The sequence below is a fragment of the Nonomuraea ferruginea genome, assembly GCF_039540635.1.
In the GTDB taxonomy this organism is placed as follows: Bacteria; Actinomycetota; Actinomycetes; order Streptosporangiales; family Streptosporangiaceae; genus Nonomuraea; species Nonomuraea ferruginea.
This window is the reverse complement of the sequence record NZ_BAABFD010000029.1, coordinates 1-12,857: the sequence shown is the minus strand read 5'-3', so window position 1 is coordinate 12,857 and position 12,857 is coordinate 1. Positions and strand designations below refer to the sequence as shown.

General features: G+C 72.3%; 17 protein-coding genes. 9 read left to right on the top strand and 8 right to left on the bottom strand.

Features of this window, described 5'->3' with window-relative positions; all coding sequences use genetic code 11:
- The first annotated feature begins 220 nt into the window (after window positions 1-220).
- Both ABD999_RS39310 and ABD999_RS39305 read left to right on the top strand, forming a co-directional pair.
- On the top strand, window positions 221-625 hold the full coding sequence (locus ABD999_RS39310) for a MerR family transcriptional regulator (RefSeq protein ID WP_271276728.1): 405 nt from the start codon (window positions 221-223) through the stop codon (window positions 623-625).
- A gap of 68 nt (window positions 626-693) precedes the next feature.
- Window positions 694-1,362, top strand: a complete 669-nt coding sequence (locus ABD999_RS39305) for a hypothetical protein (protein WP_271276727.1) — start codon at window positions 694-696, stop codon at window positions 1,360-1,362.
- Window positions 1,363-1,364: 2 nt separating this feature from the next.
- Here ABD999_RS39305 and ABD999_RS39300 read toward each other — a convergent pair whose 3' ends face one another.
- From ABD999_RS39300 to ABD999_RS39285, 4 genes are all read right to left on the bottom strand, one after another.
- Window positions 1,365-2,567 (bottom strand): RNA polymerase sigma factor, encoded by a 1,203-nt coding sequence (locus ABD999_RS39300; RefSeq protein WP_271276726.1) that lies wholly within the window; start codon window positions 2,565-2,567, stop codon window positions 1,365-1,367.
- A complete protein-coding gene (locus ABD999_RS39295) occupies window positions 2,564-2,902 on the bottom strand; it encodes a YciI family protein (protein WP_187281172.1) in 339 nt (112 codons plus the stop codon). Before ABD999_RS39295 ends, ABD999_RS39300 begins: the two co-directional genes overlap by 4 nt.
- 12 nt (window positions 2,903-2,914) lie before the next feature.
- Window positions 2,915-3,313 (bottom strand): VOC family protein, encoded by a 399-nt coding sequence (locus tag ABD999_RS39290; protein WP_271276725.1) that lies wholly within the window; start codon window positions 3,311-3,313, stop codon window positions 2,915-2,917.
- 178 nt (window positions 3,314-3,491) lie between these two features.
- A complete protein-coding gene (locus ABD999_RS39285; RefSeq protein ID WP_271276724.1) occupies window positions 3,492-3,980 on the bottom strand; it encodes a DinB family protein in 489 nt (162 codons plus the stop codon).
- A gap of 96 nt (window positions 3,981-4,076) precedes the next feature.
- Between ABD999_RS39285 and ABD999_RS39280 the strand changes: the two genes are divergently transcribed.
- Entirely contained in the window at window positions 4,077-4,655 is a 579-nt protein-coding gene (locus ABD999_RS39280; protein WP_271276723.1) for a helix-turn-helix domain-containing protein, read from the top strand.
- 39 nt (window positions 4,656-4,694) lie between these two features.
- On the top strand, window positions 4,695-5,351 hold the full coding sequence (locus tag ABD999_RS39275) for an alpha/beta fold hydrolase (RefSeq protein WP_271276722.1): 657 nt from the start codon (window positions 4,695-4,697) through the stop codon (window positions 5,349-5,351).
- A 15-nt stretch (window positions 5,352-5,366) separates the two neighbouring features.
- On the opposite strand, the gene ABD999_RS39270 is transcribed toward ABD999_RS39275, so the two are convergent.
- Both ABD999_RS39270 and ABD999_RS39265 read right to left on the bottom strand, forming a co-directional pair.
- On the bottom strand, window positions 5,367-6,512 hold the full coding sequence (locus ABD999_RS39270) for an RNA polymerase sigma factor (protein WP_271276721.1): 1,146 nt from the start codon (window positions 6,510-6,512) through the stop codon (window positions 5,367-5,369).
- 6 nt (window positions 6,513-6,518) lie between these two features.
- Window positions 6,519-6,926: a YciI family protein gene (locus ABD999_RS39265; protein WP_271276720.1), complete on the bottom strand. Its 408-nt coding sequence runs from the start codon at window positions 6,924-6,926 to the stop codon at window positions 6,519-6,521.
- A gap of 175 nt (window positions 6,927-7,101) precedes the next feature.
- Here ABD999_RS39265 and ABD999_RS39260 point away from each other — a divergent pair, with 175 nt between their 5' ends.
- Together ABD999_RS39260 and ABD999_RS39255 are read left to right on the top strand one after the other, a co-directional pair.
- On the top strand, window positions 7,102-8,310 hold the full coding sequence (locus ABD999_RS39260; RefSeq protein ID WP_271276719.1) for a sensor histidine kinase: 1,209 nt from the start codon (window positions 7,102-7,104) through the stop codon (window positions 8,308-8,310).
- The gene (locus ABD999_RS39255; RefSeq protein ID WP_271276718.1) at window positions 8,292-8,969 is read left to right on the top strand and encodes a response regulator; all 678 of its coding nucleotides are present in this window, start codon (window positions 8,292-8,294) and stop codon (window positions 8,967-8,969) included. The genes ABD999_RS39260 and ABD999_RS39255 overlap by 19 nt, the downstream gene beginning before the upstream one ends.
- 12 nt (window positions 8,970-8,981) lie before the next feature.
- Here the strand turns inward: ABD999_RS39255 and ABD999_RS39250 are convergent, their stop codons facing one another.
- The gene (locus ABD999_RS39250; RefSeq protein ID WP_271276717.1) at window positions 8,982-9,437 is read right to left on the bottom strand and encodes a MarR family winged helix-turn-helix transcriptional regulator; all 456 of its coding nucleotides are present in this window, start codon (window positions 9,435-9,437) and stop codon (window positions 8,982-8,984) included.
- A 30-nt stretch (window positions 9,438-9,467) separates the two neighbouring features.
- On the opposite strand from ABD999_RS39250, the gene ABD999_RS39245 reads away from it, so the two are divergent.
- Window positions 9,468-10,547 carry a bifunctional NAD(P)H-dependent oxidoreductase/GNAT family N-acetyltransferase gene (locus tag ABD999_RS39245; protein WP_271276716.1) on the top strand — a complete coding sequence of 360 codons (1,080 nt, stop codon included), beginning with the start codon at window positions 9,468-9,470 and terminating at the stop codon, window positions 10,545-10,547.
- A gap of 16 nt (window positions 10,548-10,563) precedes the next feature.
- Here the strand turns inward: ABD999_RS39245 and ABD999_RS39240 are convergent, their stop codons facing one another.
- The gene (locus ABD999_RS39240; RefSeq protein WP_271276715.1) at window positions 10,564-11,157 is read right to left on the bottom strand and encodes a dihydrofolate reductase family protein; all 594 of its coding nucleotides are present in this window, start codon (window positions 11,155-11,157) and stop codon (window positions 10,564-10,566) included.
- Window positions 11,158-11,306: 149 nt separating this feature from the next.
- Between ABD999_RS39240 and ABD999_RS39235 the strand changes: the two genes are divergently transcribed.
- Window positions 11,307-11,690, top strand: coding sequence for a DoxX family protein (locus ABD999_RS39235; RefSeq protein WP_219547490.1), 384 nt, complete (start codon window positions 11,307-11,309; stop codon window positions 11,688-11,690).
- Window positions 11,691-11,709: 19 nt separating this feature from the next.
- Complete coding sequence (locus tag ABD999_RS39230; protein ID WP_219547492.1) at window positions 11,710-12,621, top strand: RNA polymerase sigma-70 factor; 912 nt, start codon at window positions 11,710-11,712, stop codon at window positions 12,619-12,621.
- Window positions 12,622-12,857 lie beyond the last annotated feature (236 nt).

Here is a 12,857-nt window from a genome sequence, read left to right as displayed (position 1 = left end):
GGCAGCAGGCGGCGGTGATCAAAGGCATGCGCGCGTCGCTGTTCCTTACCTCGGGTGAGGGCGGCGCTCGGCGGCCCGGTGCGTGGGTGGCGGGATGTCCGGTCGGTACGGCGACGCCCCGACGCGGTCTGGCCAGCGGCAACTCTACCTTAACGTTAGGGTAGAGATCCGGCAGGGCTCGATGCGGCCGCCCTACCGGCTGACCAGTGAGGTTCTACAGATGCACATCGGGCAGGTGGCCGCGCGCACGGAGCTGTCACTGCGGACCATCCGGCACTACGACGAGGTCGGCCTGGTCCGGCCCTCGGCGCGCAGCCAGGGCGGCTTCCGCCTCTATACCGAGGCCGACGTGGCCCGTCTGATGGTGATCCGCAGGATGAAGCCGCTCGGCTTCACCCTGGCGGAGATGGGCGAACTGCTGGCCATCACCGACCGGCTCGACGACCCCGGTGCGGCGGCGGAGCTGGAGACGGCCGAGCGTGAGCAGTTCCTGGCCAAACTGAGCTGGTTCGAGCAGGCCACCCGCGAACGCTGCGAGGCGCTCCGCACCCAGCTGAGCCGAGCCGAGGAGTTCGCCACCGACCTGCGGCGGCACGCCGACCGACTGACCGCCGGCCCCACCTGACCAGTGGCACCGCCCCGATGCATCAGGCCCGTGGCGTGCGCGGGTGAAGGCGACGTCGAAGGAGCATCATGACGACCCCTCCCATGCCGCGCTCTTCGACAGAGATCCGCGCCTACCTCAAAGACCGGCTCAACCAGGCGCTTCGCCGGCCCGGCATGTTCGGCGGCGAGACGGCCCTGCGCCTCCTGTTCGACCATCTGGTCTACGCGGAACACCAGGAGCAGGAGTGGGCGCAAGCGATGCGGACCCTGGAATCGCGGGGCGCCTTCAACTCGCTCGGCGTGACGGGAGCGTTCAGAACCATCCTGCCTGCTGCCGGCGAGGACGGCGTCGCCTCGGTCTATGCCGAACTGGCCCACGACCGCGGATGGCTACAGGCCGACAGAACCCTGACCGCCGGAGAATACGGCTCCCTGCGCCGGGAGCTCATCGCTTGGACCGCTCACGACCGAACACTCACCGAAGTGCAGGAAGCGCTCGGCCCGCCTTCCGTTCTTCTCGGCGGCACCAACCCCTTCTACGGCAAGACCCTCGCCTACATGACCGCACAGGCGACGGAACCGATCATCTTCCTACACCTCTGGAACGGGACCTCCGGGTCGAGGGAAACGACCTGGCATCCCATCTACGACGAACCCGTTCTCTTGGCCATCCGATTCGGGAAGGGAGCGTTCGCGGACACCTTCACGTTCACACCGGAAGGAAGCAGACGCCGCCCAGGGGGAACAGCCGCATGAGGTCACGTCCACCTCAACCGATCGGCCAGCAGGGCCTGCTGGGCCGGGTTGGCGGTCAGCTCCAGCGCCCGCTCGTCGGCCCGCCGCGCCTGCCCACGGCGGTCCAGGTCACGCAGCAGCTCAGCCCGGGTGGCGTGGAAGAGCGGGTAACGCTCCAGCACCCGGCCGAGTGGCTCCAGCTCGGCCAGCGCCGCCTCGGGGCCTTTGACGTGGCGCAGGGCGACGGCCCGGTGCAGCCGGGTGACGGGCGAGGGCGCCAGGTGCAGCAACATGTCGTACAAGACCAGGATCTGCGCCCAGTCCGTGTCGGCGAAGGTCTCGGCCTCCGCGTGACAGGCCACGATCGCCGCCTGGACCTGGTACGGCCCCGGCCGGCGGTGGGCGTGAGCGGTCCGCGTCAGCAGCGCCGTGGCCCGCTCGATGGCCTGCCGGTCCCAGAGGCCGCGGTCCTGGTCGGCGAGCAGCACCAGCCGCCCGGCCGGGTCGAAGCGGGCCGCGCCCCGGGCCCGGTGCAGCCGGATCAGCGCCAGCAGCCCGGCCGCCTCCGGCTCCTTCGGCATCAGGTTCACCAGCAGCGCGGCCAGCCACTCGGCCTCCTCCACCAGGTCACGCGCCTGCGCCCGCTCGGCCGTGCTCGACAGGTAGCCCTCGTTGAACAGCAGATAGACGACCGCCAGCACCTCGCCTACGCGCCGCGGCAGCTCCTCCTCGGCGGGGATGCGGTACGGGATGCCGGCCTCGCCGATCTTCCGTTTGGCGCGGGTGATCCGCTGCGCCACAGTGGCCTCCGGCACGACGAACGCCGCGGCGATCTGCGCCACCGACAGCCCGCACACCGCCCGCAACGTGAGCGCGATCTGCGCGGCGCGTGACAGCGCCGGATGGCAGCAGGTGAACACCAGCCGCAGCCGGTCGTCGCGCGGGGCGGGGTCCGGCCTGGTGAGCCCGGCGAGCTTGGCCCGGTAGTTCGACTCCCGGCGCAGCACGTCCAGGCCGCGCCGCCGGGCCACGGTGAACAACCACGCGTCGGGCCGCTCCGGCACCCCCTCGACCGGCCAGCGCCGCAGCGCGGTCTCGACCGCGTCCTGCACCAGGTCCTCGGCGGCGGAGAAGTCGCCCAGCAACGACACCAGGGACGCGGCCAGCCGGCCCGCGTGCTCGCGCACCACCCCGGCCAGCACCTCCTCGTGCACCGGCCCGCTCATGAAAGGGGGCGGATCTCCACGATCGGGCAGGCCGGCCACGAGCGGGCGACCTTCAACGCCTCGTCCAGGTCGGCCACCTCGAGCTCGGCGAACCCGCTGACCACCTCCTTGCCCTCCACGAACGGCCCGTCGGTGACGACCGGCTCGCCCTGGTCCAGGCGCACCGTGGTGGCGGTGTGCACCGGCGCCAGATGCGCATGGTGAGTGATCTTGTCAGCGTGGTCGGCGAACCACTGCCCCACCGCCGCGTAGGCGGCTTCGCGCTCTAGCTCCCCCATCGCCTCCAGCTGGTGGGCGAACTCCTCGGTCTCGATGAACATCAGCACGTACTTCATGACGACTCCCCTTCAGCTCGCCGGGAGGGCGGCGTACAGGTCGACACCGTTCCCGTCCGGGTCGGCCACCGTGGCGTAGCGCATCCCCCAGATCGCGTCGAACGGCTCGGCGATCCCCCGGTGGCCCGCCTCGACGAGCTCGGCGTACCTGGCGTCCACCCCGGCCGGGGTCTCGAACTCGAAACACAGCAGAGTACGCGGCCCGCCGGTCGGCGCGCTCCAGCCGGGCAGGAACGGCGTGCGGAAACCCTCGGTGTCCAGCATCACATGCAGCCCGTTCGGCAGGTCGCAGCCGGCGTGTCCGGGCGAGTGCTCGTCCACCTTGAACTCCAGCCCGAGCCGGGCATAGAAGGCGATCGAGGCGTCCAGGTCGGACACCACGATGTCGATCGTGTTCAGCGTGGGATTCATGATGCGCTCCTTCGAGCTCGTTCGGCGAGGTTCCCCGGCTGTCCGCGCGATGCCCCACGCTCGCGTCACGTGTCCGCGAGCCGACATCCCCGCTGACAGCCTGGCTCTTATCTCACAGACGATCGGCTGAAACCCCGATACGACAGATGCTGCTGATTACTTCACTGATCGGACGCCTTTACACTGTAGATTTTTGACCGAGGCACCGAGCCGCGAGGATCTGTTCCCGGAGGATGTCGGCATGGCCGAGGTGCTGGGCGAGTTCGCGCAGCATGTGCAGGTGGATCTGCCACAGGAAGCGCTCGCCGCGTCCCGTGACGACGGCGTCGAGGTCCAGGGAGGCCGTGTTCCTGCGGGACGTCTCGCAGATGTCCCGGTAGGCGGCCCGGACGGACGCGATCGTGTCGTCCCGCTCCAGGACGAAGGAGCGATCGGGCGTGGAGGCGATCCCGATCTCCTCGTACGAACGGCCGGTGATCGCCTGGTCGAACCAGACGCCTTCGACGTAGGTGACATGCTTGACGAGCCCCAGCGGGGTCGTCCTCGACGGTACGAGACGCCTTCGAGCCTCGTCCTCGGTGAGCCCTTCGAGGCTGTCGTGCAACCGGGAGCGGTACTCGTCCAGGAAGGCGTCCAGTTGGGCGCGCAGGGCGCTGGCGGACATCATCTGTTCTCCTCAGTCTGGAAAGGTCCAGGAGCAAGCAAGGATCCGCGCGGCCATGCGGGATTTGCAAAGGACGTTGCGGATCCGCAAAATCGGGGCATGGCCGAACCTCGGAGCGACGTGCCGGCCGGTGTCGGGCCGCGGCTGAAGGCGCTGCGCCGGGCGCGCGGGGCGACCCTGGCCGAGCTCGCGGAGCTGACCGGCCTGACGCCGAGCACGCTCTCGCGCCTGGAGAACGGGCGGCTCCGCCCGACCCTGGAGCAGTTGCTCCCGCTGGCCCGGACGCACGGCGTGACCCTCGACGAACTGGTCGACGCGCCGCCCACCGGCGACCCGCGCGTCCACATGCCGCCCGTCCACCGGTACGGGCTGACGTTCATACCGCTGACCCGGCGCGCCGGCGGCATCCAGGCGTTCAAGGTGATCCATCCACCCGCCGTCGCCGACCTCACGCCGAGCCCGCGCGGGCACGAAGGCTACGAGTGGTTCTACGTCATGTCCGGGCACGTCCGGCTCGTCGTCGGCGACCGCGACCTGCGGCTCGGCCCCGGCGAGGCGGCCGAGTTCGACACCAGGCTGCCGCACTGGATCGGCAACACCGCCGACAAGCCCGCGGAGCTGCTCATGCTCTTCGGCGCCCAGGGAGAACGCGCCCACCTCTCGGTCTCCACGCCATGACCCCGATGAGTTTCCGCGCCGCCGGCGGTCATCACCGTCATGACGACCTTCGCGCTCATCCACGGCGGCGGCGGGAGCGCCTTCGACTGGCACCTGCTCGAAGCCGAGCTGCGCGGCCGCGGGCATGACACGGTCGCGATGGACCTGCCCATGTCCGATCCGCGGGCGGGGCTGTGGGACTACGCCGATGCCGTCGTCCGGGCGATCGGCGAGCGCCGCGACCTGGTCGTGGTCGCGCATTCGTGGGGCGGCTTCGTCGGCCCGCTCGTTTGCGCGCGGGTGGAGGCCGCCGCGCTCGTGCTGGTCACCGCCATGATCCCGAGCCCCGGCGAGACGCCGGACGACTGGTGGGAACGGAGCGGCCGGCCCCCGTCCGGCATCGACGACGAGTACGAGCTCTACCTGCAGGACGTGCCCCGTGAGCTGGCCGAGCGGGTGCTGGCCCACGACGCCGCGCTCGCCGGGGACGTGAGCATGGACCGGGCGGGTCGTGAGCCCTGGCCGCTGGCCGCCTGGCCGGACGTGCCCACGAGATACCTGCTCTGCCGCGACGACCGCTGCTTCACGCCCGGATTCGTGCGCCGCCACGTGAAGGAGCGGCTCGGCATCGTCCCCGACGAGATGCCCGGCGGCCACATGGTGATGCTGTCGCGGCCGGGCGAGCTGGCCGGCTACCTGGTGGGGCTCCTGCCGTGACGGCCCCGGGCCGGGTCAGGCGCGCAGCTTCGCGTTGAGCCGTGCGGCCTGCCGCGTGAGGTGGTCGCGTTCGGGGAGGCTGGACGCCGACCGGGCGGCCTCGGCGTAGAGCCGCGCCGCGGTGACCAGGTCACCGTCACGCTCGCGCAGGTACGCCGCGACGGCGGTGTGGCGGGGCAGGCCGGGGTCGAGCTCCGCCAGGGCGGCCAGGCCGGCCCGCGGGCCGTCGGCCTCGCCGACGGCGACCGCCCGGTTGAGCCGGGCCACCGGGCTGCCGGTGAGGCGCACCAGCTCGTCGTACCACTCGACGATCTGCACCCAGTCGGTCTCCTCGGCCGTCCGCGCGTCGGCGTGGAGCGCGGCGACGGCGGCCTGGGCCTGGAACTCGCCCAGGCGGTCGCGGGCGAGTGCCGCCTGCAGCACGTCGACGCCCTCGGCGATCAGGCGGGTGTCCCACAGGCCGCGGTCCTGCTCGGCGAGCGGCACGAGCCTGCCGTCCGAGCCGGTCCGCGCCGGGCGCCGGGCGTGGTGCAGCAGCATGAGCGCGAGCAGGCCCGCGACCTCCTCGTGGTCGACCCTGGCCGCCAGCTGGCGGGTGAGCCTGATCGCCTCGGCGGCGAGGTCGACGTCACCGGAGTAGCCCTCGTTGAAGACCAGGTAGAGCACGCGCAGCACGGTGGCGACGTCACCGGGCTGGTTGAACCGGACCCCCGCGACGGTCCGCTTGGCCCTGCTGATCCGCTGCGCCATGGTCGCCTCCGGCACGAGGTACGCCTGCGCGATCTGACGCGTGGTCAGTCCGCCGACCGCGCGCAGCGTGAGCGCTACGGCCGACGCCGGTGTCAGGGACGGGTGCGCGCACAGGAAGTACAGCTGGAGCGTGTCGTCCACCTCCTCCCCCGCCCCAGGCACGGGCTCACCCTCGGCGCGCTCCTCGCGGTGCCGCCGGGAGGCGTCGGCGCGGGCGGCGTCGAGGAACTTGCGCCACGCCACGGTGACCAGCCAGCCCTTCGGGTCCCGTGGCGGGTCGTCCGGCCACACGCGTACGGCCTCGACCAAGGCGTCCTGCACGGCGTCCTCTGCCGCCGCGAAGTCCGCTCCGCGGCGGACGAGAACGCCGATCACGGTGGGGGTGAGGGTCCGCAGGAGGGACTCTTCCACCGTTCGTCACTCCGTGATGGTCGGGTGCGCGGTCAGGAACGGGCGCAGTTCGAGCCACTCGTGGATCGGCTCCCCGCCCGCGCCCGGAGCCGCGGACAGCTCGGCGGCCAGTTCGAGCGCCCGCTCGTAGCTGTCGACGTCGATCACCATCCAGCCGGCGATCAGGTCCTTCGTCTCCGCGAACGGGCCGTCGGTGACCGGCGGCCGCCCTTCGCCGTCGTAGCGGACGAACGTGCCCTCCGGGGAGAGCGCCTGACCGTCGACGAACTCGCCGGTGTCTTCGAGCCGGGCGGCGAAGTCGTCCATGTACTTCACGTGGGCCGTGACCTCCTCCGGCGTCCACTTGTCCATCGGCACGTCGTTGACCGCTGCCGGGGCGCCCCGGTAGTGCTTGAGCAGCAGGTACTTGGCCATGATGTCCTCCTTGGTGCGGTACGGCCATGGTGGCCGTGCTCGACTCTGGGACGGAGCCGCGCACGCGTTCTCGACATCCCACCGCGACATTTTTCCTGAAGCCTCCGCCGTGCGTGAGGCAGAGGTAGACCCAGCACTACCGTGCCCGCGCACCCGGATCGGTTAGCGTCGTGGAGTGCTCGCCCCCACCGCCCTGGCCGCCGTGACCCGCCGGCCGTCGGCGTTCCTCCGCTCCTCGTGGCCCTGGCGGTCGCTGGCCTACCTGCTGGGCAGCGCGATCCACGCGGTGGCGGCGTGCGTGGCGATCTACGCGGCCTACGCGTACGGCGTCGGGGTCGCGGCGGGGGGCGTGCTGCTCGCGCTGGCCGTGCTCTCCCTGCCGGCGGCGGCGTTCGAGCGGTGGCGGCTCCGGCTGGTGGACCGCGCGCCCGTCGACGACCCGCACGTCAGGCCGCCGCGGCCCGGTCCGCGCGCCTGGCTCGCCACCCGCTTGCGCGAGCAGGCGACCTGGCGGGAGCTGGGGTTCACCGTCATCGCGGTGTCCGTGATGTGGTGGATGGACCTGGGATTCGTCTCGTCGGCGATCTGGCTGCCGCTGATGCTGCTGTCGGCGCCGTTCCAGCCGAGCCTGCACCTGGTGGAGAGCCTGCCGCTGATCGCCGCCGGGCTGCTGCTGTCGCCGCTCTTCGCGTACATGATGACCGCGTGGGCCGGCACCCGCGCGTTGCTCGTGCGGGCCGTCCTCGCGCCGCGCGACGCGGAGATCATCCGTTCCCGCGCCCGGCTGGTCGACGCGTTCGAGGTCGAACGCCGCCGGATCGAGCGTGACCTGCACGACGGCGCCCAGCAGCGGCTGGTGGCCCTCAGCATGAAGCTCGGGCTGGCCCGGCTCGACCTGCCTCCGGGTTCGCCCGCCGAGGCGCAGCTCGCCGAGGCGCACGAGGAGGCCGGGCGCGCCCTGGCCGAGCTGCGCGAGCTGATCAGGGGCGTCCATCCCCAGGTGCTCACCGACCGGGGGCTCGGCGCGGCCGTGCGCGACGTGGCGGGCCGCTCCCCCGTTCCCGTCGACGTCGACGTCTCGCTGCCCGGCCGGTTGCCGCCGTCGATCGAGGTGACCGCCTACTACGTCGTGTCGGAGGCGATGGCCAACCTCGCCAAGCACAGCGGGGCACGGCGCGGTTTCGTGCGCGCCCGGCTCCACGACGGCGCGCTGGTGCTGGAGGTGGGCGACGACGGGGTGGGGGGCGCCGACCCGGCGGCCGGGTCCGGGCTGGCCGGGCTCGCGGACCGCGTGGCCGTCACCGACGGCCTGATGACCCTGTCCAGCCCGCCGGGCGGGCCGACGTCGCTGCGTGTGGAGATCCCATGCCCCGTCTCCGGGTAGCCCTCGCCGAGGACGGTGTGCTGCTCCGTGAGGGGCTCGCCGGGCTCCTCGACCGGTTCGGCCACGAGGTCGTCGCCTCGGTCGGCGACGGCGCGGCGCTGATCGCCGCCGTGGCCGAGCACGAACCCGACATCGTCGTCGCCGACGTCCGCATGCCGCCCGGCTTCACCGACGAGGGGCTCCGCGCCGCGCTCACGCTGCGCGCCTCCCACCCGGGGCTCGCCGTGCTGGTGCTCAGCCAGTACGTCGAGCAGACGTACGCGGCCGAACTCCTCGACTCGGACGGCGGCTCCGGCATCGGCTACCTGCTGAAGGACCGGATCGGCGACGTGCGGGAGTTCGTGGACGTGGTGGAGCGGGTCGCCGCGGGGCGCACGGTCGTGGACCCGGAGGTGGTGCGGCAGTTGCTGAGCCGCCGCCGCGCGCCGCTGTCCCGGCTGACCCCGCGGGAGCGTGAGGTGCTCGGACTGGTCGCGGAGGGCCGCTCCAACGCCGCCGTCGCCCGCGCGCTGGTGGTCTCCGAGGCGGCGGTATCCAAGCACATCGCCGGCATCCTGGCCAAGCTCGACCTGCCCCCGGCGGGGGACGACCACCGCCGCGTCCTCGCCGTCCTCGCCTACCTCCGGGGCCGGCCGGGCGGGCCGGAGGAGCGGCGCTGATCCGGCCGTGCCTCAGCCGTCGAGCTTGCGGGCGATGGTCTCCAGGGCGGAGAGGTCCGCGGGTGAGAGCCGGTCGATGACGTGGCGGCGGACCGACTCCAGGTGGGCGGGGGCGGCGTCCTCCAGCGTCTCCAGGCCGCGTTCGGTGAGGACGAGATAGCAGCCCCGGCCGTCGGCCGGATCGGGCTCGCGCCGCAGGAGTCCCCGGGCCTCCATGCGGGTGGCGTGCCGGGACAGGCGGCTGCGTGACCAGCCCATCTTGGCCGCCTGCTCGTGCAGCGTGCTGGTGCGGCCCGGACGCTCGGAGAGCGTGCTCAGCACTTCGTAGTCGGGATCGGACAGGCCGATCGCGGCCAGGTCGTGCGCGGTGCGCGACTGGACGGCGATCATCATGCGGCGCAGGGCGCGCCAGGCCCGTTCCTCGTCCGGGTCGAGCCAGCGGACCGTCCCCGGCGGTTTCTTTGACATGTAAACAAGTTACCAGCTACGTTCGTTTCCATGTCAACGAAAACTGTGCGGGTCCTCGTCCTGATGTGCAGCTCCCGTCCCGGCGCCCGGGGCCCGGCGGTGGCGGAGTGGCTGGCCGAGACGGTCGCGCCCCGCGCCGCGGAGCTCGGCGTGGAGCTCGTGCCGGTGGCCCTGCGCGACCTCGGCCTGCCGTTCCTGGACGAGGAGGACGAGCCCGCGTCCGGCGTCTACCGGCGCGAGCACACCAAGCGGTGGAGCGCGACGGTGGACGCGGCCGACGGCTTCATCGCGGTAACCCCCGAGTACAACTACGGCATGCCCGCCATCCTCAAGAACGCCCTCGACTACCTCGGCCGCGAGTGGGCGTGGAAGCCCATGGGGTTCGTCAGCTACGGCAACACCTCGGCCGGCACCCGGTCGGTCCAGCACGCCAAGCAGGTGGTGACCACGCTGCGGCTGGTGCCCCTGGGCGCCACGCTCGCCCTGCGCATCGGCGACACCATGGAGAACGGGCGGGTCCGCCCCGACGCCGGCCGCGCCGCGATCGCCGTGGGGGTCCTGGACGAGCTGGTCCGGGTCGCCCACGCCCTCCGGCCGCTGCGCGAGCAGGCCCGGTCGCAGCCGGGGCCGCTGCCGGGCTCGTACGTGAGAGAGCTGACCCCCGGCGACGCCGGGGAGGTCCTGGTGCTGCAGCGCTGCTGCTGGATGGAGGAGGCGCTGGCCAACGACACGCTGGCCGTCCCCGCCCTCGGCGAGTCGCTGGAGCGGGTGGGCGCATGGCTGGCCACCTGGCACACCACGGGCCTGTGGCAGGACGGCCGGCTCCTGGGCATGGTACGGGCGCGCCGCGTGGACGACGACTGGCACGTGGGCCGGCTCGGCGTCGTCCCCGACCTGCGCGGCCGGGGCGTGGGGCGCTGGCTGCTGGGCCGGGCCGAAGCTGCGGCCGAGGCCGGCTGCCGCCGCTTCGTGCTGCGCACCGGCGCCGAGAGCCGACGCAACCTCGCCCTCTACCACGCCCAGGGCTACCGGACGGAGTCGTCCGACGGCGCGACGGCCTTCCTCACCAAGCGGGTGCCCGCGCACGAGCCCGTCCCGGCGGCCGGATGAGGACACCGGCGGCGGGTCAGCCGCCCGTGGTGGCATAGGTCGCGATGATCGCGCCCGTGCTGGTCACCTGGCTGTCCGCCAGCCGCAGCGACCGGAGCGCGCCGTCGTCACGGAAGAGACGCTTGCCGCCGCCCACCACCAGCGGGTCGATCATGAGCCGGAGCTCGTCCAGCAGGCCCAGGGCCAGCAGGGTCTGGACGAGACCCGGGCTGCCGATCACATGCAGGTCGCCGCCTTCCTCCTTCTTCAGCGCTCGTACGGCCGCGCCGGCATCACCCCCCAGCAGCCTCGCGTTCCGCCAGCCGAGCGGCTCTGCGAGGGTGGTCGAGGCGACGTACTTCGGCAACGCGTTCAAGGGCTCGGCGAGCACCTGCTGGTCCTGCGGCGCGTCCGGCCAGTGGGCGGCGAAGATCTCGTACGTGCCGCGCCCCAGCAGGTAGCCGCCCGCGCCGCGGACGTTGTCGATCACCCACGTCATCGACAGGTCGTCGAAGTAGCGGGCGTGCCAGCCGCCGTGCGTGAAGCCGCCGGCCGCGTCCTCGTCGGCGTAGCTGGGTGACTGCACCACCCCGTCCAGCGTCATCCACTCGTTCGCGATCACTTTCCGCATTCCGGCCTCCTGGCAGTCGTGGAGCCTGTCACCCGCGAGGACGGAGCCGGGCGCCCGTTCTCGACATGGCGGGCTTAACCGGCATGTCACAGGCGGGAGCCGCTGTCTCGTCTACGGGGTAGAGGCAATCTTCGATTGAGGGATGGACGATGAATCTCGCGCTGTGGATCGCTGCCGGACTGCTGGCCGCGGTTGCCCTGCTCGGCGGCATCACCAAGACTTTCGTGCCGAGGGAGAAACTGGCCGCGGCCCACGGCGGAGGATGGACCGGTGACGTCAGCGCGGGCTTCGTCAAGACCCTGGGCGTTCTCGAACTCCTGGCCGCGCTGGGCCTGATCCTGCCCGCCGTGCTCGGCATCGCGCCGGTTCTGGTGCCGGTGACCGCCGTGTGCTGGGTCCTGCTGATGATCGGGGCGATGATCACGCACGGCCGCCGCGGCGAGTACTCTCTCTCGGCGCTGAACCTGGTATATCTCGCCATCGCCGCGTTCATCGCGTGGGGCCGCTTCGGCCCCGAGTCCTTCGTCGGCTGACCGGCGGGGAGGAGCCGTCATGAGCAGGACCGAGGAGTTCGAGGAGCTGCGGCCGCTGCTGTTCTCGATCGCGTACCGGATCCTGGGCAGCGTGAGCGAGGCCGAGGACGCGGTCCAGGAGACCTGGCTGCGCTTCCAGGCCTCCCCCGCCCGGCCCAGGTCGGTCAGGGCTTTCCTGTCGGCCACGGTCACCAGGATCGCGATCGACGTGCTGCGCTCTGCCCGCGTCCGGCGGGAGGAGTACGTCGGGCCGTGGCTTCCGGAGCCCCTGCTCGCCGACCCCTACGAGGATCCGGAGCGGTCGGCGGAGCTGGCCGACTCGGTGTCGACGGCGGCCCTGCTGCTGCTGGAGCGGCTCAGCCCCCTGGAGCGGGCGGTCTTCGTGCTGCGGGAGGTGTTCGGCTTCGGCTTCCCCGAGGTAGCGGCGGCCGTCGGCCGCTCGGAGGCGGCGTGCCGCCAGCTCGCCGTGCGGGCGCGGCGCCACATGACCGAGGGACGGCCCCGCTTCGAGGCCGATCGCAGGGAGCGGGAGGAACTGGCGTCGCGGTTCTTCGACGCCCTGCGCGAAGGCGACGTCGCCGGCCTCCAGGAGTTGCTCGCGGCCGACGTGTCGATGGTCGGCGACGGCGGCGGCAAGGCCCCGCAACTGGCCAGGGCCGTCGCCGGCGCCGGGAACGTGGCCAGGCTGCTCGCCTCCGTCTTCCCCCGGATGGCCCTGATCGACGTGGCGTTCGAGCCGCACGACGTCAACGGCGAGCCGGGCGCGATCTTCCGCGACCGGGACGGCAAGGTGCTCCACACCCTGGCGCTGGACGTCCTCGACGGGCGGATCCAGACGATCCGCGCGGTGATCAACCCCGACAAGCTCGGGCACGTGGGCCCGGTGGCGGACGCCTGGGCGATCGACCGCGAGGCACGGCGGGCACGCTGACAACCCGGGTTGGTTCCCGGGGGTGAGGGGCGGTCCGGCGAGGACGAGTGCCTGATGGCGCTCGTCCTCGCCCGAGACGTGCCGTCCGGCTCCGAGCCCGGGTCAGACCTCTTCCACGCTGCTCGGCTCACGCCGGGACAGGTCGATGCCGAGCTCCTCCGCGGCGCGGAAGACGTCCTCGTCGGTGTCGCGCATCTCGATGGACATGCCGTCGCTGGAGAGCACCTCGACGTTGA